26 protein-coding genes are annotated in these 22,618 nt (G+C 47.9%); 24 read left to right on the forward strand and 2 right to left on the reverse strand.

Annotated features, from left to right (window positions below):
- Nucleotides 1-258 precede the first annotated feature (258 nt).
- The 24 genes from H8876_RS02915 (at nucleotide 259) to H8876_RS03025 (ending at nucleotide 20,854) form a co-directional block, all read left to right on the forward strand.
- Entirely contained in the window at nucleotides 259-612 is a 354-nt protein-coding gene (locus tag H8876_RS02915) for a ribosomal-processing cysteine protease Prp (protein WP_249286444.1), read from the forward strand.
- Nucleotides 613-617: 5 nt separating this feature from the next.
- Nucleotides 618-1,283, forward strand: coding sequence for a DUF4355 domain-containing protein (locus H8876_RS02920; RefSeq protein WP_249286445.1), 666 nt, complete (start codon nucleotides 618-620; stop codon nucleotides 1,281-1,283).
- Nucleotides 1,284-1,292: 9 nt separating this feature from the next.
- The gene (locus tag H8876_RS02925) at nucleotides 1,293-2,489 is read left to right on the forward strand and encodes a phage major capsid protein (protein WP_249286446.1); all 1,197 of its coding nucleotides are present in this window, start codon (nucleotides 1,293-1,295) and stop codon (nucleotides 2,487-2,489) included.
- 10 nt (nucleotides 2,490-2,499) lie between these two features.
- The gene (locus H8876_RS02930) at nucleotides 2,500-2,712 is read left to right on the forward strand and encodes a hypothetical protein (RefSeq protein ID WP_249286447.1); all 213 of its coding nucleotides are present in this window, start codon (nucleotides 2,500-2,502) and stop codon (nucleotides 2,710-2,712) included.
- Nucleotides 2,713-2,722: 10 nt separating this feature from the next.
- Nucleotides 2,723-3,052, forward strand: a complete 330-nt coding sequence (locus tag H8876_RS02935; protein WP_249286448.1) for a phage head-tail connector protein — start codon at nucleotides 2,723-2,725, stop codon at nucleotides 3,050-3,052.
- The gene (locus H8876_RS02940) at nucleotides 3,049-3,348 is read left to right on the forward strand and encodes a hypothetical protein (protein ID WP_249286449.1); all 300 of its coding nucleotides are present in this window, start codon (nucleotides 3,049-3,051) and stop codon (nucleotides 3,346-3,348) included. The genes H8876_RS02935 and H8876_RS02940 overlap by 4 nt, the downstream gene beginning before the upstream one ends.
- Before the next feature lies 1 nt (nucleotide 3,349).
- On the forward strand, nucleotides 3,350-3,688 hold the full coding sequence (locus tag H8876_RS02945; protein WP_249286450.1) for an HK97-gp10 family putative phage morphogenesis protein: 339 nt from the start codon (nucleotides 3,350-3,352) through the stop codon (nucleotides 3,686-3,688).
- Between the two features lie 4 nt (nucleotides 3,689-3,692).
- A complete protein-coding gene (locus tag H8876_RS02950) occupies nucleotides 3,693-4,079 on the forward strand; it encodes a gp17 family tail completion protein (RefSeq protein ID WP_249286451.1) in 387 nt (128 codons plus the stop codon).
- 11 nt (nucleotides 4,080-4,090) lie between these two features.
- Nucleotides 4,091-4,636: a phage major tail protein, TP901-1 family gene (locus tag H8876_RS02955; protein ID WP_249286452.1), complete on the forward strand. Its 546-nt coding sequence runs from the start codon at nucleotides 4,091-4,093 to the stop codon at nucleotides 4,634-4,636.
- Between the two features lie 77 nt (nucleotides 4,637-4,713).
- Nucleotides 4,714-5,076, forward strand: coding sequence for a tail assembly chaperone (locus H8876_RS02960; protein ID WP_249286453.1), 363 nt, complete (start codon nucleotides 4,714-4,716; stop codon nucleotides 5,074-5,076).
- Between the two features lie 32 nt (nucleotides 5,077-5,108).
- On the forward strand, nucleotides 5,109-5,438 hold the full coding sequence (locus tag H8876_RS02965; protein WP_249286454.1) for a hypothetical protein: 330 nt from the start codon (nucleotides 5,109-5,111) through the stop codon (nucleotides 5,436-5,438).
- Nucleotides 5,431-8,421, forward strand: a complete 2,991-nt coding sequence (locus H8876_RS02970; RefSeq protein WP_249286455.1) for a tape measure protein — start codon at nucleotides 5,431-5,433, stop codon at nucleotides 8,419-8,421. Before H8876_RS02965 ends, H8876_RS02970 begins: the two co-directional genes overlap by 8 nt.
- A gap of 2 nt (nucleotides 8,422-8,423) precedes the next feature.
- Nucleotides 8,424-10,469 carry a distal tail protein Dit gene (locus H8876_RS02975; protein ID WP_249286456.1) on the forward strand — a complete coding sequence of 682 codons (2,046 nt, stop codon included), beginning with the start codon at nucleotides 8,424-8,426 and terminating at the stop codon, nucleotides 10,467-10,469.
- The gene (locus H8876_RS02980; protein WP_249286457.1) at nucleotides 10,466-13,681 is read left to right on the forward strand and encodes a phage tail spike protein; all 3,216 of its coding nucleotides are present in this window, start codon (nucleotides 10,466-10,468) and stop codon (nucleotides 13,679-13,681) included. Before H8876_RS02975 ends, H8876_RS02980 begins: the two co-directional genes overlap by 4 nt.
- A 6-nt stretch (nucleotides 13,682-13,687) precedes the next feature.
- The gene (locus tag H8876_RS02985; protein WP_249286458.1) at nucleotides 13,688-15,067 is read left to right on the forward strand and encodes a DUF859 family phage minor structural protein; all 1,380 of its coding nucleotides are present in this window, start codon (nucleotides 13,688-13,690) and stop codon (nucleotides 15,065-15,067) included.
- Nucleotides 15,068-15,084: 17 nt separating this feature from the next.
- Entirely contained in the window at nucleotides 15,085-15,504 is a 420-nt protein-coding gene (locus H8876_RS10285) for a phage baseplate protein (RefSeq protein ID WP_417493160.1), read from the forward strand.
- 12 nt (nucleotides 15,505-15,516) lie between these two features.
- Entirely contained in the window at nucleotides 15,517-15,954 is a 438-nt protein-coding gene (locus H8876_RS02990; protein WP_249286459.1) for a hypothetical protein, read from the forward strand.
- Nucleotides 15,955-15,984: 30 nt separating this feature from the next.
- A complete protein-coding gene (locus tag H8876_RS02995) occupies nucleotides 15,985-16,308 on the forward strand; it encodes a hypothetical protein (protein WP_249286460.1) in 324 nt (107 codons plus the stop codon).
- Nucleotides 16,309-16,778: 470 nt separating this feature from the next.
- Nucleotides 16,779-17,048 carry a phage holin gene (locus H8876_RS03000; RefSeq protein WP_249286461.1) on the forward strand — a complete coding sequence of 90 codons (270 nt, stop codon included), beginning with the start codon at nucleotides 16,779-16,781 and terminating at the stop codon, nucleotides 17,046-17,048.
- Complete coding sequence (locus tag H8876_RS03005; protein WP_249286462.1) at nucleotides 17,048-17,374, forward strand: DUF4406 domain-containing protein; 327 nt, start codon at nucleotides 17,048-17,050, stop codon at nucleotides 17,372-17,374. Before H8876_RS03000 ends, H8876_RS03005 begins: the two co-directional genes overlap by 1 nt.
- 12 nt (nucleotides 17,375-17,386) lie before the next feature.
- Entirely contained in the window at nucleotides 17,387-18,100 is a 714-nt protein-coding gene (locus H8876_RS03010) for a peptidoglycan-binding protein (protein ID WP_249286463.1), read from the forward strand.
- Nucleotides 18,101-18,109: 9 nt separating this feature from the next.
- Nucleotides 18,110-18,451, forward strand: coding sequence for a hypothetical protein (locus H8876_RS03015; protein ID WP_249286464.1), 342 nt, complete (start codon nucleotides 18,110-18,112; stop codon nucleotides 18,449-18,451).
- 350 nt (nucleotides 18,452-18,801) lie between these two features.
- Nucleotides 18,802-20,376: a polysaccharide deacetylase family protein gene (locus H8876_RS03020; protein ID WP_249286465.1), complete on the forward strand. Its 1,575-nt coding sequence runs from the start codon at nucleotides 18,802-18,804 to the stop codon at nucleotides 20,374-20,376.
- A 79-nt stretch (nucleotides 20,377-20,455) separates the two neighbouring features.
- Nucleotides 20,456-20,854 carry an RrF2 family transcriptional regulator gene (locus H8876_RS03025; protein WP_177264561.1) on the forward strand — a complete coding sequence of 133 codons (399 nt, stop codon included), beginning with the start codon at nucleotides 20,456-20,458 and terminating at the stop codon, nucleotides 20,852-20,854.
- 12 nt (nucleotides 20,855-20,866) lie between these two features.
- On the opposite strand, the gene H8876_RS03030 is transcribed toward H8876_RS03025, so the two are convergent.
- Nucleotides 20,867-21,760 (reverse strand): RluA family pseudouridine synthase, encoded by an 894-nt coding sequence (locus H8876_RS03030; RefSeq protein ID WP_177264560.1) that lies wholly within the window; start codon nucleotides 21,758-21,760, stop codon nucleotides 20,867-20,869.
- Between the two features lie 47 nt (nucleotides 21,761-21,807).
- Entirely contained in the window at nucleotides 21,808-22,611 is an 804-nt protein-coding gene (locus tag H8876_RS03035) for an NAD(+)/NADH kinase (RefSeq protein WP_249286466.1), read from the reverse strand.
- Nucleotides 22,612-22,618 lie beyond the last annotated feature (7 nt).

The raw sequence follows: 22,618 nt of genomic DNA on the forward strand, positions 1-22,618 counted from the left end.
GCAGCAATGCGTGTTATTTTTATATTTGTTTTTCAGAAAGGAAAAGGAGATTATAGCATAACAGCGAACGTACTCGGGTGTCCTTCGGGGCCCGGGTCTTTTTATGCAGCAAGTTGCCAGCAAGTTAATCCATTAGCTACCGGTCAACTCTGCGATCATTGACTTTACTGGGATTCACAATGTAAAATCGATGATGGATCAGTGAAATTTTGCGTAGATTAACTCAAATCAGCAAATTAAAACTAGGAGGTTGATATATTGATTGAAATAACAGTTGATGAAACCAGGATCAGAGTAGAAGGACATGCAGGATTCGGTCCTCCGGGACGGGATATTGTGTGTGCTGGTGTGAGTACCCTGTTTCAAACTCTGATATGGTCTATCGAAGATGTTACAGGTGATATAATCGAATATGGTTTAGGAGAAGGAAATTCTTTTCTAAAACTTGAAAAGTGCGTCTCGGAAGAATGTGATCTTCTGATACGTTCTTTTTTTATTGGTATCAATGCGATCCAGCAAATGTATCCGGATTTCGTCCGGCTTATATGGATCGGTAAGGATAAAAGCAATGGACTGGGCGCGGAAGTGAATGGTCTGGGGCGGAAAGGATGAAAGATATGGTGGAAGTTTTAGCAAATGAAGGAAAAAGAAAAATACTGTTGCAGCTGTTTGGCGAAGGTGACGGCGGTGGGTCCGAAGGCGGAAATGGCGGTGGCACCGGCAGCGAAGGCGGCAATGGTGGATCAGGTGACGGTAAAGGTGGATCTGGCGGTGAGACGCTGTCCTTTGAGGAATTTCTGAAACAGGAAGGCAACCAGGCTGAATTCGATCGCCGGGTAGATAAGGCGGTACAGACGGCAGTTGCAAACGTGGAAGAAAAGTGGCGGACACTGACTGATGACAAGCTGTCTGAGGCAGAGAAGCTGGCCAAGAAGACAAAAGAAGAGAAAGCCGCTTATAAGACAAAGAAGCTTGAGGAAGAGCTGGCGTCGTTAAAGCGAGAAAAAGAAGTTGCAGGGCTGGCATCTGAAGCCAGAAAGACTTTGTCTGATGATGGGATCAATATCCCAGATGAGCTTTTGGCAAACCTGATCGGAGAAGATGCGGCAAAAACGAAAGCTAATGTCGAAGCATTCACGAAGTTATTTAATGAGGCTGTCAATGAGATCGTAAAGAAAAAGGCGCAGCAGGATCCCCCGCTGGAAGGTGGCGGTCAGGGATCGGGCGGCAGAAGCAAGACGAATCTCGCTGAAATGGCAGCAAAAGCAAGAATTATCAAATAGGAGGAACTTATGAGAAACAAAGAAATGAAACTGCAGTTATTTGCACAGACGTGGAATCCGGATAATGTAACGGTCTTTGAGCACAAAGACGGGACTATTCCGGATAAGTACAATGAGCTGATCCTGAAGGATGTCATGGAAGGCAGCAAGGTGATGCAGCTTGCCAAGTATGAGGAAATGGACTCTAAGGAAAAGGAGTTCGAGTACTTTGCAAAGGGACCAGGGGCTTACTGGGTAGGTGAAGGTGAAAAGATCAAAACTTCCAAGCCGCAGTGGCTTACTGCAAAGATGGTTGCAAAGAAGCTGGGCGTTATCGTTCCATGCTCCAGAGAGCTGTTAACCTACAAGGTTTCTGACTTCTTTGACAAGATGAAGCCGAAAATCGCAGAAGCGTTTTATAAGAAGTTCGATGATGCAGTCATCCTGAATGCGGACAATCCGTTTCCACAGTCTCTGGAGGAGTCTGTGATGGAAAGCGGTAATTCTATCAGCACGGGGCTTACGTATGATAACATCCTCGCCCTGGAAGATATCCTGTCCGACGGCGACTTTGATGTTAATGCGTTCATCTCCACAAAGAAGAACAGAAGCACGCTGCGCAACGTCCAGAAGATCGAAAACGGCGTTGTTGTTGAGACCCTGTATGACAGAGCAAACAATACGCTGGATGGCTATCCGGTAGTAGATCTGAAATCTCTGGAAAAGGGCACGCTGTATGCAGGGGATTTTGATTACATGTATTACGGTATCCCGTATGGCATGAGCTACAAGATCTCCGAGGAAGCGCAGCTGTCCACACTTACCAACGAAGACGGTACACCGGTAAACCTGTTCGAGCAGGAACTGGTGGCTCTTAGAGTGACGATGGATGTAGCGTTCATGATCGTTAAGGATACTGCCTTTGCGAAGCTGGAATCTGCTTCTAGACTGGGAACGCTGACAGTAAGCTCTGTCGCAGGCACAGCAACCGGTGATACGAAGGTGACGATCTCTCCGGAAAAGGCTGCAGGCAATTCGTATAAGTACAAGGTGGCTGACACTGAAACTACTGTGACATATGGTCAGAATGTGAAAAACTGGACCGCATGGGACGGATCTAAGGATATCACTGCAGAGACCGGAAAGAAGATCACCGTTGTTGAATGCGATGCGGAGTTCAGAGCTGTTAAGGCTGGATCTGCAACAGTAACAGCGAAGTCTGCATAGGAGGATCGGTATGTATAAGGTGATCAAAGCTTTTTCCGATCTGCATGACGAAGATTACCCGTACAGCGTGGGAGATTCTTTCCCGCGCGTCGGGATCAACGTCACGGAAAAAAGGCTCAAAGAACTTTCTGGATGTGAGAATAAGCAGGGTATGCCGCTTATTGAAAAGGTCGCAGACGAAGTACTGCCGGCTGCAGTCCGGAAAGCTGTAGGAAAGAAGTAAGGAGGCAGGTATGCTGGAAGACCTGAAGCGGATCCTGGGGATAGCGGTAGAGGATACCGATCTTGATGATAAGCTTAACTGGATCATCAGTTCTGTAAGATCCAGATTAAAACTGCTGCTGGGAGGAACGGATCCGCCAGAAGAAATGAATTTCATTATAGTAGAAGTGGCCGTGGTGCGTTTCAACAGGATCGGATCAGAAGGCACTGCTTCTCACTCTGTCGAGGGAGAGAGCCTGACATTTTCTGATTCGGATTTTGATGCGTATATGGCGGAGATTCAGAGCTTTAAGGATTCTCTTGGCCAGCAGGGAGCAAAAGGAGGCTTTAAGTTTTTATGAGATACGATACGCCAATTTACTTCCAGCTGATCCGGCAGGGTATGTATGATCCTAAGACCGGGGATTATGCTGATAGTGATCCAGTGGAAACAAAGTTGTATGCCGATGTGACGGATACTTCCACCGACACAAAGCAGATCTTGTACGGTGACATCAAGCGTAACAGTAAGGTGATCAGGTTGCAGCAGCATTATACGAAAACCTATAACAGGATCAGGATCGATGAAAAGCAATATATCGTGGATTTTGAACGAAAACTGCGTACTAAACAGATTCTGGTAGTATCGGAGGTATAAAATGGGCGGAACGGTAGTATTTAAGGGACAGGCGGAGTTATCTGCGGCATTGATGAGAAAAGCTGGTTTGGATGCCGTCAAGACGGTCGTCAGAGCCAATGGAACAAGGCTTCAGCAATGGACAAAACTGCGGGCACCAATCGATACCGGTACGCTGTTCCGATCTATTGACCTGCAGATCAAAGACGGCGGACTGTCTGCTGTGGTGCAGCCACACACCGAATATGCTGCATACGTTGAATTTGGTACACGGAAAATGGCAGCGCAGCCATATGTCAAACCGGCGTTCAATACCGTTAAAGCTCAGTTCATCGCAGACTTGCAGAAATTAACGAGGTGATAGCATGGATCCACAACAGGAATTATTCACAGCACTGCTGTTACAACTGAAAGAGGCGTTTCCGGGCAAGGTCTATGATGGATTCCTGCCGCCGGAAGACACGCCGTATCCGTTCGTCTATCTGGCAGACAGTCAGCTGATCGACACGGAAATGAAAGGAGCCGTGACCGGGACAGTTTACCAGACCATTGACGTTTGGCACAGCACACCGGAAAAACGAGGTACAGTTTCGGCAATGCTTTTGCAGATCAAGGGCATTTGCAGAAAACTGGAACATACAGATAACTTTGCCTGGCTGATCCACAATATTGAACAGCGGATCTTGCCGGACACATCTACAGGAAAGCCGTTACTTAGAGGCAGGCTGGAAGTAGAGTTTAAATTTAGTTAGGAGGAAAACACATGAAGAATAGAATGAAAATGCACGCTATGCAGCTGCAGTTATTCGCTGAAGCGGTATCCGGAAAAAAGATCATGTATCTGTATCGGATTCTGGAAAATGCGGCGACAGACGATGCAGTTGCGATCGCATTCACAACGGAAAATGAAACGAATATCACGACGGATGCCGACACCACGGCAACCAAGGATGGCCCGATCAGAACACCGAACGTACCGGAAATTGAAATTTCGGCCACGTCGGTACTGGCAAAGGGTGATACGATGTACGACAAGATGAAGGCGGCCATGCTGGCTAATAAGTTGATCGAGATCTGGGAAGTCAATCTGGCAGAACCGATCGCAACCAAATCAGGTAAGTTCAAGGGCACATATTATCAGGGTTATCTGACAGAGTACACTCTGACGTCCAGTGCTGAAGACCACGCCGAAGTGGAAACGACGTTCGGCATCAACGGTACAGGAGCTACCGGCGAGGTTACTGTCAGCGAGGAGCAGCAGGAAGTGGCGGCCTATGTCTTTGCAGATACACAGAAGACTGGGGCATAGTCTAAATCTTAACCTATTTTTTATCTAATGAGAGGGCGATTTTCGCCTTCTCTTTTTAATTATCTGGAGGAAAAATCATGTTTGAATTAACAATAAACGATAAAGTTTATACGTTCAATTTTGGGGTCGGATTTGTTAGGGAGATTAACAAAACGGTCAAGGTGGAAATGTCCGGTGTTACCGAAGACGCAGGACTGACCATGGCACTGACACATATCTACGACGGAGATGTCATTGACCTGGTGAACGTGCTGGATCTGGCCAACAAGGGGAAGTCGCCACGGGTAACGAAACAGGAACTTGAAGCCTACATTGAAGATCCTGATACGGATATCGACAAGCTGTTTGATGATGTGATCGGTTTTTTCACGACATCCAACGCCACGAAGAAGAGGGCGGAGAAGATGTTCAAGAGTCTGGAAGCAGCAGCGAACGAGTAACAAGTTTTGAGGAGACGTATCAGGAAATCGCATTGAATTGTTTCAGGTATTTGGATTTCAAGAGTTTTGATCAGGTGGATCAGCTGACGATCCCGCAGTACACCCTGATGATGAAGGCAGCCATGCTGAAACAGGTTGATCTGGACTATAGGAATCATCTGCAGGCCTGGTTGACGTTTGCGGCTAAAGCGGAACAAAAAGCAGGCAGAGGCAAGACTCGGCCGGTTTATACGACGTTCCAGAAGTTTTTCAACTATAAGGATTCAGTTGCGAATGTTTTGAAGTCTTCAAATCCGAAGCGAAGAACGCGGTTTCGAGGTATCGAAAAAGTATTAAAGAAAGGAGGTAAAGACGATGGCTGAAAGCTATGCGGTGCAGGCGATTCTATCTGTCAAAGATCATATGTCTGCGGCACTGAAAGGAGCGGCGTCGGCGGCTGATTCCCTCAATGGCGGGTTTAAGCGAACAATAGGCACAGGCGCACTTTTGCAGCTGGGAATGCGGGGCGTCAATATGGCGCTGGATACTATGAAATCCCATGTTGGCAGTGCGGTCGACAGGTATGACCAGCTGAATAATTTCCCAAAGGTCATGAAAAATCTTGGAATAGCCACGAAGGATATCAAGCAAGCTATGAAGGATCTGGATAAGGGAATTTCTGGTTTGCCAACTACTATGGACACGGCAACGGCAGGCGTTACACGATTCGTTTCTAAAAATAACGACATCAAAAAATCCACCAAGTATTTTCTGGCTATGAACAACGCCATCACGGCGGGCGGCATGTCCACGCAGGTGCAGTCTGCAGCCGTTGAGCAGCTGTCTCAGGCGTATTCCAAGGGGAAGATGGATATGCAGGAATGGCGATCTATCCAGACGGCTATGCCGGCACAGCTGAATCAGGTAGCAAAAGCTATGGGAATGTCTACCGATGCGCTGGGTGAAGGCTTGCGTAATGGTACCGTATCCATGGATGAATTCATGGATACCATGGTCAGACTGAATGAAGAAGGTATCGATGGTCTGGCATCATTTGAAGACCAGGCTAAGAGTGCAACCGGAGGCATCAAAACAGCGTTCACTAATCTGGGCACTGGTGTAACAAAAGGAATGGCAACCTGTATCGGAGCAATCGATAAGATGCTGCAAAACAATGGCTTGCCAACCATCGCCGAGTCGGCGAACAAGGCGAAGGAAAAGATCATTGCCGTATTTGATAAGTTGGCTAAGGGGATCGAAAAGATCAACTTGAAGGGCATTATCGCCGGTCTGACTCCAGCATTCGAAGCCTTAAAGACAGTGGCATCAGGGGCCGGTAAGGTCATAGGCGGGGTTTTAAAATTCATGAATAAACATGCCGAAGGCATATCCAGTATGATTCCGTTACTTATTGCGGGTGTCGGTGCATTCAAGGCATATAAAAAGGTTTCCAGCTGGCTCACTCCGCTGGAAAGTGCATCCGAGACGTTTAAGAAAACTGGTAAAGCGGGGGATCTGGCCGCAAAGGGTACATTTAAACTAAAAAGCGGTCTTGGTGCGCTGGCAAAGATGACCGGAGTAGCCCTGATCATTGCATCGCTGGCACTGCTGGCGAAGGCACTGCAGGGAATCGGAAAATTAGGTCCGACGGCGGTTGCTCCGCTGATCGCGTTTGCATCGGCGGTCAGCATTGTGGCTATGGTTCTGGCATCCGTCGGAACAAAGCTGCAGGCAAGCACGACGGGGATCATCGTTTTTGCCGCAGCAGTTGCTGCTATGGCACTGGCCATGGCTCCGATCGCCCAGACAGGCCTTGAAGGTGCGGCAGCCATGGGAGCGTTTGGCATTGTTGTTGCCGGTCTTGCGGTAGTATTCGCCGCACTGGGAACGGCTTTGACGGCGGGTGCTGTTGGGATCCTGGCATTCGGGGCGGCAATCGTCCTGATCGGTGCAGGAATGCGCCTGGCAACGCCGTTTGTGCAGGCATTAACGGTAATGATCAAACAGCTGGGCGATACCATAGCCCAGATCGTTCCTGTTATCGCAAATGCGGTCAGTCAGATCGTTACTGTGATCGGCGGAACGCTGTGTAATGTGATGCGGACTGCCGGGGATGTCATTTCCCAGGTCGTTCAGTCTATCTGTGATGGATTTTCGACCCTGGCCGACGGTGTTGCTACTGTGGTCGATGCGATCAGCGGCGGTTTTGCACGGGTGCTGGATTCAATCGCTGGGGTAATAGAATCCGTCGGAAACTCTGCGCGGAATGCGGGCGAAGGGTTCAAATCCGTAGCCGAGGGAATCAAAATGATTTCGGAATTGTCATTGTTCGACATCGGCAAGGCCCTTGGGTCGGTTGCAACAGGTATCGGCACAATATCCAAAAAGGGCGCGAATCTTCCACAGGTTGCAGCGGGGATGATGGGACTTATAATGGCGATCACAATGGGAGCTGCCGGCATTGCTGCATTCAATGCAGCTCTGTCAGCGTTATCTGGCATGATCGGTGGCGTAGTGACCAACGTAACATTGCTCAAAGCAGCATTTGCCAATTTCACGATCCCGGCGCCGAATGTAGGGCCGTTCATTGCGGCATTTGCATCCATCACGGCAGCGGCCATGATGTTAGTTCCGGCATTGCGGTCTGCTGGATTGCAGGCGGGAGCTGGCTTGGCGTCCGGGCTGTCTTCGGGCGCATCCAGGGCAGCGGCGGCGGTACGTTCTGCAACGGCAAACATCACGGCAGCTATCAGACCTCTGGCTGCGTTATTTATGGCAATTGGTCTGGCATCCGGTAATGGATTTGCAAATGCGCTTCGGGGCGGGCTGCAGCGTGCAGTTGCGGCATGCAGGTCTGCAGTTGTTTCTATCAATGTGACTCTGCGGGGTGCGGCATCTGGCGCATATTCAGCAGGTCGTTTTATTGGTATAGGCTTGGCCAACGGTATGCGTTCCCAGCTTGGGACGGTACGTGCAGCGGCAGCAGCATTGGCAGCTGCAGCAGAAAAAGCGATCGAAGCCAAAGCGAAGATTGGTTCACCGTCCAAGGTAGCTGATAAGCTCGGCGGATGGTATGGAATCGGCTGGGTAAATGGAATCCTTGGCAAGGTTCGTCAGGCCCGGAAGGCTGCACAGCAGCTGTTATATGTTCCGAAGGTAGCAACCCCGGACATTGCATGGGCGACAAGCAGCGGCGGATCCGGCCAGTTGTATGACCAGTACAACTATGGCGGCGGCAGAACCGTCGTGATTGAAGTGCCGGTTGAACTGGACGGCAAAACCATCGCCAAGGTATCGGCGCCATATACCCAGGAAGAACTGGATAAGCGAGAAACGAGAGCAGCAAGAAAGAGGGGTGTAAGGTAACGATGTATGAATTCAGAGACGTAAACGAAAATTTAACGCAGCAGTACATTCCGAAAGAGGCTCTGCAGATCAACGGGGAACTGATCGAAACACAGATCGAGGGTTACCATACCATGTATGTGCAGGGGAGAGAAGCCTTGTCCCCGGAGATCAACACCTATGAAATAGGCACAAAAAACGGCGAAATCAGAAAAAATAAACGGTACCCGGCCAGAACTATCACTGTCGGGTATCAGCTGATCGCAGAGAGTGCAGAAGCGTTCCGGGAAGCCTATAACAAACTGGGCAGGATCTTGAACGTGGATGACGCCGAAATCATTTTTAATGACGAGCCGGATAAGTTTTTCATCGGTACGCCGTCAGAGGTCAGCGAGATCGACCCGGGTCTGAATTCGGTAAAAGGCGAGTTTAAAATACTGTGTCTGGATCCGCTGAAATATTCTGTTGCGGAATATGAAGCGGAGCCGCTGGATGATGATAAGGGAACGATCCTGGTTGACTACGGCGGCACATATGAATCTTTTCCGATTCTGGAAGCAGATTTCTATCAGGAAACAGAAGGTGGAGATACGACATTGACCGGGCATGGTGACTGCGGATATGTTGCGTTTTTCAACGAACAGGAAAAGATCATCCAGATCGGAGATCCTGATGAAGAAGACGGCAGCAATGTGTATGCGAAATCCCAGACCCTGATCAATCAGACATTTGAAACAGCTGACGACTGGGGTGCGGCGGCAAAGGCGTTGTGGAGCCAGAACACCGGTAAGATGCTTCCATCTGACGGAGTGGCTGCTGGATCCATAGGAATGAAGATCGCATCCTATGCCGTTCCCGCATCACCTAAGACGACGACTGGAACAGTTTTGAGTAAGCAGACGCCAGCCGGAAAGCCGCGGTTTCATTATACCGTGACGCTACGGGCGACCGGCAGGACATCCAATGCGGTGACCATCACGGCAACGATCACAGCATCGCTGGGTACCGATAGAAACTATTTCGGTAAAGGTCTTGGTGTTAAGGCATCGGTTTATGTTGGTGGAAGCTGGCATGACATATGGGTCAAAACGACATCTGCATACTGGAAAGGCAGATCAGCCCATACCGTCAGCACATCCTTTACAGTAACCGGTCTGACGGCGGAGCAGACGGCTCTTACGGGGATTAAATTCAAGGCGTGGCGTACAGATTCCCTGCTTGCTAACATCGCTGGTATCATGCCGGAAACAGGCTGTTCTAATATGCCGATCAGCGCCTATGTGGCTGACGTTCCAGAAACGTATTTCCTGGGTGCGTCCAGCTACGGCAGCAGTGAGGGCAAGTATCACGGTCCATCCATCACCCGGACGATTCCGGCGGATTCTGCGGGAGTTTCCGGGGCAGCTGATTTCACGTTTACCTATAAACAGAAGATGTGCGTAGGATCCGGGAAAAATGACAGCACGCAGATGGGCGGATTTCAGGCACTGGCAGTTTCGGGGTCTGGATCCAGTAAGAAGATTTTAGCCGGTGTCAGGATCCTGAAAAACAAAGCAGGCAAAAAAGCGAGTCTGCAGTTTTATGTGAACGACGCCAAGGTCGAAACGATTGACCTGGACATTTCCAGTACAGCCGTGAAAACATCCAGTATCATCAAAAGCGGATCGCAGGTAACGTTCACCATCGGAGATCTGAAAAAGGTGTACACGGATACATCCATTGCAGAAACCAAGGCCACAGAAATCACGTTCCGGTTTGAACAGTATTCGTCCGTGAATACGCTGGCATATAACGGTATTTACTGGGCTAAGTTCGTAAAGGACAACTGCGACACCTGGAAAAACATACCGAATAAGTTCAGTGCCAATGACGTGCTGGTGGCGGACTGCAATCAGGGCGAAATCTACCTGAACGGCGTGCGCTCCCCACAGCTGGGAGCATTAGGCAACGACTGGGAAGGCTTCGTACTCCGGCCGGGTCTGAACCAGATCGGTGTGGCGTATTCGTCCTGGGTTTCAGATGAATATGCTCCGGTGCTGAAAGTACGTTACCGGGAGGCATTCTTATGATTATTTATTTTGCGAACAGGAGAATGGGAGTCCTCGGGCAGGCATCGACAGGTCTGCCGCGAGGTTTTTTTGCATCTGATGATAAAAAGATCGAAGACGTGGATACCGGAGTTGCATCGTTTGAATGTACGGTATCATTTGAAAAATCCGAACAACGTCAGCTGCAGGAAGTCGTCAAGGCGGGCAACTACATCTTGCGGAGTAACGGCGATGAAAAGGAGTTCTATACTATCATTGATTCGGAACTGGATATCGATGATCAGGAAATCTACCTGTACGCTGAAGATGCAGGACTGGATCTTCTAAACGATGTGGCGCAAGCGTTCGAGGCCACAGAAGCATACCCTATCAAGTGGTATGTGGAGAAATGGACAGAAGACAGCGGTTTTGAAATCGGAATCAATGAGATCCCTGACCTAAGCCGGAAACTGAAATGGGAAGGCGAGACTACCGTTACTGAAAGACTGGCCAGTGTGGCCACACAGTTTGACAATGCCGAAATCAGCTATACATTCGACATTGACAAGCTGCAGGTGCTGCACAAGTACATCAACATCCATAAAAAACGGGGCAAAGATACTGGTGAGGTGTTTAGAATCAACAAGAATCTGAATAACATCGTGATCAAAAGTTCTGTAGCTAATCTGGCAACTGCGTTGTATGTTACAGGTGGAACGCCAGAAGGGCAGGAAGATCCCATCACCTTAGCCGGTTACAAGTATGATGACGGCGATTTTTACATTTCCGGGAAGTATCTGAAATCGAGGAAAGCAGTCAAGAAATGGAGCCGTTATCTATCGGAAACCGGCACAGGTGATGGGCATATTGAGAAAACCTATTCATTCGATACGACCAGTCAGAAGGAACTGTGCGCCCATGCTGTCACGGAGCTGAAAAAGATCTGTGATACCGAAGTCAACTACGAAGTCGACATTGCAGAGCTGCCACAGGCGGCCAAGATCGGAGACAGGATCAATTTGGTGGATGACAATGGTGAGCTGTACTTGTCGGCGAGAATCCTGAAGCTGGAGGTATCTATCGCAAAGGATTCGCAAAAGGCAACCCTGGGCGAATATCTGATAAAAAGTAGCGGGATCAGTGACAAGGTACAGGCGTTGGCGTCGCAGTTCGCCGAACTGGCAAAGAACCGGGTTTATTATACCTGGATCGTATATGCAGATGATGAAAACGGAAACGGGATCAGCCTGGAACCGGAAGGCAAAGTCTATGTCGGGATCGCGGCAAACCGGAAAACCTTAGAGCCGGACTTGACAGATCCGACCGTATATAAATGGTCAAAGGTGGAAGGTGATCCGGGAAAATCCCTGATCAGCATCACGGAGCATTATCTGGTCAGCGATCAGGATAGCGGGATCACCATTGACACTATCGGATGGAGCACGGGAGCATCTGTGCCAGCCATGACGCCGGAAAAGAAGTATCTGTGGAATTATGAAACCCTGACTTACAGCGACGGGAGCACGGAAGATCTGGCGCCTAAAATCATCGGCGTGTACGGTGACACGGGAAAAGACGGCAAGGCGTCGCCGTCCATCGTTACCATGACGAAGCAGTACTATCTGTCTACATCCAGCACTGAAATGACAGGCGGAGAGTGGGTCAGAACGCTGCCGGAATGGACGACAGGGAAATACCTGTGGTCACGCTGGTGTACGGAGTGGTCAGAGCCGAATCCGACCCTGCTGACATATTCAGACGGGATTTTAGAAACGACCTGGAACGAAGTACACGAAACAGCGGCTGCAGCAAACACACTGGCAAATACAGCAAAAAATACTGCTGATTCTGCATTAACCAAAGTCGGGGAAGTCAATAGCGAGCTGGAAACAGCCAATCAGGAAATAGATGCTTTGCAGACAAATCTGGAAACGCTGTCTAATGAAATGACGACCAGTTACGCTAAGAAAAGTGATCTGACGCAGATCAGCACAGATCTGGGAACCCGGATCGATCAGAATGCGGCACAGATCAGCTCCACAGCTACGAAAGTAGACCAGGTAGAGATCAATGCCAGCACGGCTATTTCCGATGCGGCGGCAGCTAAGACAGTAGCCGATCAGGCACAGGAGGCGGCCAATGCAGCGCAGACAAAGTATACCGAACTGAAAAACAGAGCGGATGCGACGGATGAAGAAGTTGCGGCGGCTAAGGCTGCAGCGGATCAGGCACAGGCAGACGCTACAGCGGCAGGAGACGCGGCAGCAGCGGCACAGTCCGCAGCGAACAGTCTGGCTGACTGGGTGACGTCGGCAGAAACCAGCATAACTCAGAACGCCAATGCCATTTCGTCATTGGCAACTAAGGTCAGCAAGATGCGGATCGGCGGCAGGAACTACGTTCTGGATTCGATGGATCCGCAGATATCCGCAGAAACGCTGGTCGGCAGTTACGAATTGTCTGAGGACTGGGAGGTGGGTGAAACCTATACCCTGTCTTTTGAGGCTACCAAAACGGCCGGAACCTTTGCAGCATACCGTGATAATGGATATGCGATGATTCTGGATAATCTGGCCATTAACGCAGATACTGGACGCTATGAATACACATTCACTTGTCCGGCGGCATATGCCGGCGGACCGGCACAGGCTGCCAATGTACTGACCATTCACAATTTGCCAGCGTCGGCAGCGCATAACTGCACTGTGCAGCTGGTAAAGCTGGAAAAATCGAATACATCATCTGATTGGACGCCAGCACCAGAGGACAATACGCAGTTTGTCAACGAAACCATTAGCAATGCGACCACAAATATTTTGCAGACCGCGGAAAACGTTACCATTTCCATTTTGCAAGGGTACACAACAACAACGGATCTGGAATCCTATAAGGAAGAAGTGCAGAACTTGTTTAAGGCAAATTCAGACGGATTTCAGTTGGAATTTAACCAACTGGAGGAACGGATCAATGATGTGGGAAACGAAATCGTTGAACGAAACCAATTCATTCGTTTGGAGCAGGGAAACATTATCATTGGTAAATCGGACAGTCCAGTGCAGGCAAAGTTTACCAATGATGCGCTGGAGTTTAAATATAACGACCAGACTGTAGCGAAGTTCACAAACGAGGTGCTGGAGGTGCGAAACATCGCCGTGCAGAATCAGATTCGATTTGGTGACAACTGGGCAATACGTCCAGGAGCTCATATCGAAGGCAAAGGCAACAATTTAAACGATGTATGGATCGGAGGTTAGGATAAAATGGCATTATCGGCATGGATAGAATTATCATGTTCATCACAAAGTATTGCAGGGAATTATTCAAATGTGTATGTCAAGTTTGTAGCTAAGACTACAAATAATACGCATAACGATAATAACAAGTCCGGATATATTAAAGTAAATGGATCTCACTACACAAGTTTTACTCACAAGTTGCCCAAGACATCAACGACCATATTGTGGAGCGGTACGATCACGGTCTATCATAACAGTAATGGAGCCGGTTCAGTTAGCGTCTCTGGTGGCTATGAGGCAAACGTTGGCGGCTATTCTACAATAACAGCATCGAATTCTCTGACACTGCCGACAATTCCGAGAGTGTCCGATTTGTCGGTAAATAAATCAAGTGTTCCAGCTGACGAATCAACTACGGTGATAGCTACGGCAACAAAAAAATCGAGTAGCTTTACGGATACGATAACGGTAAGTCTGGGATCATATAGCAAAGCAGTAACGTCCGGGACAGCGTTCACGATACCGAAAACATGGATCAACGCTATTTCCGGGACGTCGGCAACAGCAACAGTGACGGTAACGACTAAATCCGGCAGCACGACGATCGGGAGCAAATCTGTGAATCTGACAGTAACGGTTCCTGATAGTGTTGTCCCTACAGTCAGCAGCATTTCGGCATCCGAGGCCATTACAGCCGTCACGACGGCGTTTGGAAACCGGTTTGTCCGGTCGCTGTCACAGCTGAATGTGAAGGTCAACGCTGCAGGTGTGTACGGTAGTACGATCAAATCCTATGCGGTAACACTGGACGGTGTAAAGTATCAGTCGGAAGAATTTCAATCGAATGCACTGAATACGGCAGGGAGCGTAGATATTGTTGCTACGGTAACTGACAGCAGGGGTAGAACCAGAACACTGACCAAAACAATTACAGTGGTGGATTATTCGGCACCGGCAATCACGAATATGACGTACTACCCGTGTGATGCCAATGGGAATCGCAATCCAAACGGGACGAACACGAAGGTTATTATCAATGGTCTGGTGGCTTCGGTAGCCGGGCAAAACAGCAGATCGCTGATCTTGAAATATAAAGCTATAGATGCTGCGACCTATACAGCATTGACGATTACAACGTCAAGCTGGAGTTTCGAAGCGTCAACGATCGTAAGCGGCACTGATCCAACATCCACGTGGGAATTTATTGCAACACTGACGGACAAGATCAGTAGCATAGAAAACCGGATTGTTACGGGAGCTCCAGTGATTAGTAGATTAGCTGGAGGTAAAGGAGTCCGTTTATTTGGCGAAGCACAAAATGAAGGCTTTTGGGTAGGTAATATTGACTACACGATTACTGACGCGGAGTATCAAGAACTGATGAATTTGCTGGGGGGGGGGTAGCTAGATTAATAGACTGGATCTATCCAGTGGGTCATATCATTACGACGGTTAATGCTAGCTATGATCCAAACAAATTATTTAAGAATCAGACATGGGTACGTTTCGCTAATGGGAGAACTTTGGTTGGAGTTGATGATTCTGACACAAGCTTTGATACCGTTGAAAAAACGGGCGGTGCAAAAACCGTTAAATTAACCGAATCGGAGATGCCCGCACATTCGGGTCATATGTACACAAATACGGGATCCGCATGGGGCGGAAATACGGCTAGGTATCTTAGCTCTGATAAATTAACTGCCTACGGATCAGCAGCACGAGGTTGGAACGTTTATAACGGAAATGAGGCACAACCAGCTGGACGTGATCAAGGTGGCAACAAAGCTCACAACAACCTTCAACCGTATATAACCGTATACTTCTGGAAACGTATCGCATGAGAAAGGAGCGGTATGAACGATCAGGAAATATATTTGCTTTTAAAACAAGCCGGAAACAGCCTACAGGCTATTTTTGATTATTTCAAAAAGAAGAATAAAATACTATTTGATTCTAGTACATCATGGGATAGCGGAACCAAGACTATAAAAGATATAAGTAAATATAATCTCATTCAAGTTGACTTGGATTTGGGCGGGGTTAGTGGTATTGCTATAAGACGTAGCGATACTGTATTTACTGGCACTGTGAACGCTAATTATCCATCATGGATGGGTGTTACAGCATTTTTTATGTCTTTGAACGGAGATTCGTGTAAATTAGATTGGGGATGGGTAAATGTCAACACGCCTGGAGCACCCAATAAATCTTACGGTATTAAACGAATTATAGGCATCGATCCTATTATTCCCGATTCACTTAGTAACATTATCGGGGGGGGTACTGTTTAACAAGATTTTTAAGAGAGGGGTGCATAGATTATGTACAATCTCTTAAAGAAAGCCTTCTCAGATATAAAAAATCTAAAGTCCTCAAAGCAAACAAAGAAATGGGTGAAGATCGCAGAAAGCTCTGGAACCATTTCATACAATGCGGACAAATACAACGAATTGCTTTTAGTAACATATTTTGGAGGAGTTCGTATCAAGACTTTAATCCCTGTGGTGACATTAACAAGCAGTGCTCAAACACATTTTGTAGGGACATACAATTCCGTAATTTATGTGAATATAAGCAAAACAGCCATATCGGTATCCAAACAACCAACTGGTTACACGGCCGAATTAATTCTTTACGGCAGATAAAAGAAATGGGGTGGTGCGTATGAGAATATTCACCATCTTAAAGAAGTTGTGCACCAAAACAAAGGTTGACTATATCGTATCGCAAGGAATCTCCGGAGACTGGTTCTATAGGAAATGGGCATCCGGATATTGTGTGTTATATGGTTGCGGTACTGCTACTGCCAGCTATGTTCAAACATGGAACGGCATGTATCATTGCACTGTACATGTTAATCTTCCGTTTTCGGTTAGTAGCGGACGAATGTTTTACAATTCGCAAGTTGATACTGGATTTGGTATATCGGCAAATCAATCCGGGACAAGATGGGATGCAGCAATTAAAAAAGTACAGTTAGACTCCCTTGGATCTCAAAAGGCAGGGTCGTTCGGTTATACAATTCACATATTTGGTAAGTGGAAATAAACAGTTTATAAGCAGGGAATACGCCCTGTTTTTTTTAGTACATTTTTTTGAAAGTGAGGTATGAAAAATGAAAAACGAAACAGTAAGAGCAGTTATCAGATTAATCGTGACAGCGATGTTAATGGTGAATATGTGTCTGACGCTGGCGGGAAAGAATCCGATCCCATTTGACGAAGCGCAGTTCACAGAATTTCTGACAATGTGTGCGGCTGGTCTGTCTACTCTGTGGATCTGGTGGAAGAACAACAATGTTACTTCCAAGGCACAGGAAGCACAGGGGTACAAAAAGGCACTTGAGGAAGATGGAGATGGAAGCGATTCTCAGGAGGTAGAGTAATGATCAAAAAAGCAATGTTATCTCAGCCTATGGCTGGCAAAACTGACGAAGAAATCGTAGCGACAAGAGAAGCGGCTATCAAGGCACTTGAAGCGGAAGGGTATGAGATTGTAAACACACTTTTCACAGACGAATGGTACAGTAGCGAGTCCATGAAAGAGCGAGGCGTTGTTCAGATTCCACTTTGCTTCCTTGCAAAATCTCTTGAGAACATGAGCTTATGTCACGCAGCGTATTTCTGCAAAGGCTGGGAGAATGCCAGAGGCTGTCGCATCGAGCATGAGGCGGCAAAGGAATATGGACTTAAAATCATTTATGAGGAATAGGAGGTGCTGACAATGTTAACAGTAACTCAGTACCAGAGAGGTTTAGCGCATTATTACGGATGCTACAAAGGTAAAATAGACGGCAAGGCGGGTCCTGCTACAAAAGCGGCGGTAAAGAAGTTCCAGAAGCTCCGCGGGCTGGTGCAGGACGGTAAGTACGGTCCTAAGACAAACGCTGAACTGGTAGCTGTCGTAAAATTGATCCAGGCGATCGTAGGCGTGAAGCAGGATGGAAAGTGCGGTCCTACTACCGTAGCCGCCATCAAGGCGAAACAGAAAGCATGGGGTCTGGTTCAGGACGGAATCTGTGGTCCTAAATTCTGGGGCAGATACAATGGTAACGGCGCGGCTACAGCTTCCGGCGGATCCAGTGCTCACTTCCGCAAATCGGAATTCAAATGCAAGTGCGGCGGTCGTTACTGCAACGGCTACCCAGCAGGCAATACTAACGCAAAACTGCTGAATATCCTGGAAAAAATCCGGGCGCATTACGGCCGGCCGGTCAATATCAGATCCGGGCAGCGGTGCAATAGGCATAATGCGCAGGTTGGCGGAAACAAGAATTCGTCTCACAAAAAAGGCAAGGCTGCGGATATCTACATCAAGGGCGTTTGCGATACGGCAGCAGGAAGAAAGCAGGTTGTACAGCTGGCCTATAAGTACGGTGCGAAGTACTCCTACGCCAATACAAGGCAGATGGGGACATCGGTACACATCAACGTGTAGGAGGGCGGCATGAGCGACATAACATGGATGCAGGTGTTGGCCCTTATGATCGGCTCCGGGGGTATTACTTCCGGAGCCGTTGCCATTACCATGAAATTGATTGATCGAAATTCAATCACAAAACGGACGCTGGCAGTGCTGTCATACGGGGCGTTATCGGACAAAATAGAAAAACTGCTAGATCAGGATTTCGCAACTCCGGAGCAGCGGAAAGAATTAGAAGAATTTTGGAAAGTCTACAAGGCCCACGGCTGGAATGGGGACATGGATGCGAGAATAGCTAAGGTTCACGCGTTGCCGACAAAGGATTTGCGCGAAGGGAAAACGCCAAAGGCACGGGATCAGGCATGAATCAACGTAATTGTTGGAATTTAGCCATCCTTTTTTAGCTTCCCAAGCTGAAGTTGTGGGTTCGATTCCCATCATCCGCTCCACATTGAAAAGCCTGCAATTTCAACGATTGCGGGCTTTTTTATTGCCTACAAAAAGGAACGTTTTACCCCTGTTTTACCCTGGTTTTGCCCATATAAATGGGCACCCGAGTGGGCAGCTGGACAGGTGGTTTTGCATGATCTGGTATCTTAAAGAAAACTTAAGACAATCTTTACTACGTGTGGTGCCTTTTCTGAAATGGGTGTGCTATAATGAATCTGGTGATATAAAATGTTTTAAGTGTCATAGCAGAAGGAGTTGCAGCAATTATGAGAGAATATAAGAACGAAAAGAATCATGATATCATAGAGGATAAAACGGATGAGATGGACGATGTCCACTTAGATATAGATGAGATGGACGAGATCCTTGATGATTTTGAACCCGGCAATATCACACCAAAGCACACACTAAAGCAGAAAAAAAAGCGGCGGATCTTGCTTCTTATATTTTGCGTACTGCTGGTCGTAACGGGAGTCGTTGTGACGATGGCAGTGCTTTCTACCAATGTCTATCAGGATGATGCTGAATTCAAGTCTTATGCGGACAAGCAGTTCCGGGAGGATAAGCTGTTTGAAATCAACGGAAAAACGGAAAAAGTTTATGAATACGGGTCACCGATTTCCTATGCCGCCGACTATGATGTTATCGATAATGAGCCGGTGAATGCATTCCGACAGAAACAGATCGACAGGATCACGGCAGATTATAAAGCGGCGCAGGAGTCTGCAGAAGCACAGCGTGCAGAAGAAAATAAAGACAATAAGAAATACAAGGCTCCAGCAGAAGCTCTCATTCTCAGTTCGGCGACATATCAGTCAGATAACGGTGCGGTGAGCATAGTGATCAGTACCAGAGAAAGCCAGGAGCAGAAGAAGGATATGGTGGACACAACATCAGCCTTGTATACTTATCTGGTCTCTGAAAAAACGGGGAATGTCATTTATCCGGAGCAAATGTTCGTGCCGGAATATCGGACGCTCTGTGCAGCATATTTTGCAGAATATTTGAAGAAGGAATACAAGAGTGATGAACTGGTGGATGGCTGGGAAAGCCATGTGACAGCAGATGCGGTCAACTTCAACAAGTTCACAGTATCGGAAAAATTTGTTACATTTTATTTCGATCCGGGAACGATCCTGGATGCGTCAAAGGGAACGCTGGCTGTCAAGGTATCAAAATCTGATCTCAATGGCATCATGCGGGATCAGATCGCGGAACGTTATATCGATCCTGACCGTCCAATGGTAGCCCTTACATATGACGACGGCCCGGGAGATGCCAGCGAGACGAAGATCCTGGACTGTCTGGAACAGAATGGTGCAGTAGCTACATTCTTTTATACCGGAACTCGTGCGACAAAACGGCCGGATCAAATCAAACGTGCGAAAACTTTGGGATGTGAGATGGGAAATCATTCCTGGAACCATCCTCAATTAACCAAGATTTCTCCAGAGGCAGCGCAGGACCAGCTGACTAGAACCAATGATGCGGTACAGGCAGCCTGCGGTTCTGCTCCTACGGTATTTCGTCCATGTTATGGAGCCACGAATGACACCGTCAATTCTCTGGCTCAGATGCCGGTCATCATGTGGAGCATCGATACACTGGACTGGAAAACAAAGGATGCACAGAAGACCTTTGACTGTATCAAAACAAAAGCAGATCAAGGCAAGCTGGATGGCAAGATCGTGCTGATGCACTCGATCCATGAGCCAACTGCAGAAGCAACAGAAATGATAGTGCCGTGGCTGAAGGAAAACGGGTATCAGATGGTCACCGTCAGTGAACTGATCAAGTATAAGCGCGGAGAAGATCCTCAAAACGGTAAAGTATATTTTTGATTGGCATGTATGACAGGAATGTGATATAGTATAGGAATAAGACCCCTATGCAAAATCGTATCAAATGGAGAAAGAAAGCATGTTAATTACAAGGAGAAGCGATTATGCAATGCGTATTTTTCGTGCATTGCAGGATGAAAAGGTACATAATGTCAGGGAGATCTGCACAAAAGAGGATATCCCTAAGGCGTTTGCGTACAAGATTTTGCGGGAACTGGAGCAGGCTGGTTTCGTAAAATCAGAACGCGGTAATCAAGGTGGATATTTATTGAACAGAAAGCTGGAGGATCTGACCATGTACGACGTGATCAGTGTGACGGAAGGTGATCTGGCCATTTTACACTGCATGAAAGAGGAGTGCAACCGGAATCCGGAAAGCATGCCATGCAAGGTGCATCAGGAAATCGAACGTATCCAGAAGATCCTGATCGAGGAACTGAAAAAGAAGACGATTGGCGAAATCATGGAAGAAAAGTAAAAACGCAGACTGTTACTTTAGTCTGCGTAGTACATTCTGCATATCTTCAGGAACAGGAGCAGTTAACGTTAACTGCTCTTTTGTTATGGGATGAGTGAAGGTGAGGCTTGCTGCATGAAGCGCCTGTCTCTCGATCAGATCGATGTTGACACCACCGTACAGCCAGTCTCCCAGAACCGGATGACCGATGTGAGACATGTGTACCCGGATCTGGTGTGTCCGCCCTGTTTCCAGCAGCAGTTCCACCAGGGTGTAGCCGCTTTGCAGGAAGCGTTCGCGAACCGTATAGTGAGTTACAGAAGGAGCGCCGCCTTCCATAACGCCCCGAGCCACATTCTCCGGATCCGGACGCCCGATCGGAAGATCGATGGTGCCGTGATCGTTTTCCAGGATCCCCTTTACGATGGCCAGATAACGTTTCTGTACCAGATTTTCTTTCATTTGACGTGTGTAGTCGTTCTGGCAGTATGCGTTTTTGGCTACGACGAGAAGACCGGAAGTGTCCATGTCGAGGCGGTTGACGAAGCGGATTTTGAAGGGCTTTCCCGTATGTTCCATGTAATACATAAGAGCATTGGCCACGGTGCCTGTGGGATGACCTTTGGTCGGATGGACGATGAGCCCCGGCTGCTTGTTGATGATCAGCAGATCGTCATCTTCATATACTGGATCCAGTGGGATCGGCTGCGGTTCGAAATGGCTTTTTTCTTCCGGAAGATCGATGCGGATCACGTCGCCGACTTCTGGCTTGATCCAGCCGGGCGTCTGCTCATCGTTGAGCATTACTAGTTTTTCCCGCTTGATTTTATTGCGCAGGCGGGCGGAAAAATCAAAATAGGTCCGCATGATTTCCCGCACTTCCATTCCTTCGTCTTCTTTTGTTACCTTATGAATAAATTCTGTCATAAATCGTGGCCCTTCTGTCGTAGTGTTTTTAGTGTCTGCAGTGTTTTCTATAAAAATTTCGTTTTGATCTTGTCCCAGAAATCATAATCCTTGAACCGGAGGAGCTGTACCGTTTTATCCGAAGCGGTGATGCTGATCCCGCTAACCTGAGAATACCCTGTTTCGATCCCGTCGTTCATGATAAAGATCTTGTTTTCTTCTTCTTCCGGCACGATGCCGATGGTCAGATCCGAAGGCAGCAGGATGCTGGAGGTAAACGAGCGATATGCCGTCGTGTTCATCGGGGCGATGGGCGTCACCTGCAAAAGTTTGAGCCGTGGATCTACAATAGAGCCTCCCAGTGAATAGTTGTAAGCTGTACTGCCTGCTGAAGTGGCGACCAGGATTCCGTCACCGCTGAACTTCTCGATGGAGACCCCGTCGATGCAGATATGGAGGTGCACGGCATAGGACTGGCGTCCTTTGATAACGATTTCATTGAGCCCGATATGTCGATTGGTTCGGCCGTCCTTAGTGGTTACTTCTGCGGCAACCGTGCTGAGGTGCTGGATCGTGTATTGTCCGTTTTCATAGTCGGAGATGAAATGATCCAGATCGTCAGGTGAAAGTTCCTGGAAAAATCCCAGATGTCCGGTATTGATACCGATGATGGGGCATTCTGGAAAGTTGCAGGAATGGACGGTTTCCAGCAGAGATCCATCCCCGCCGATGCAGATGATCAGCTCTGCATCCTGGGAATATTCTCTGGTTACGGTGTATCCGCGATCCACCAGCTTTTTCGTCAGATCCGCCTGGGTTTCCAGGGAAAACTGGCTGCCGTTGGTAAATATGTTGATAAGTTTTTTCTTCATGATCTTG

The organism is Lentihominibacter faecis, assembly GCF_014306095.1.
Taxonomy (GTDB): domain Bacteria; phylum Bacillota; class Clostridia; order Peptostreptococcales; family Anaerovoracaceae; genus Lentihominibacter; species Lentihominibacter faecis.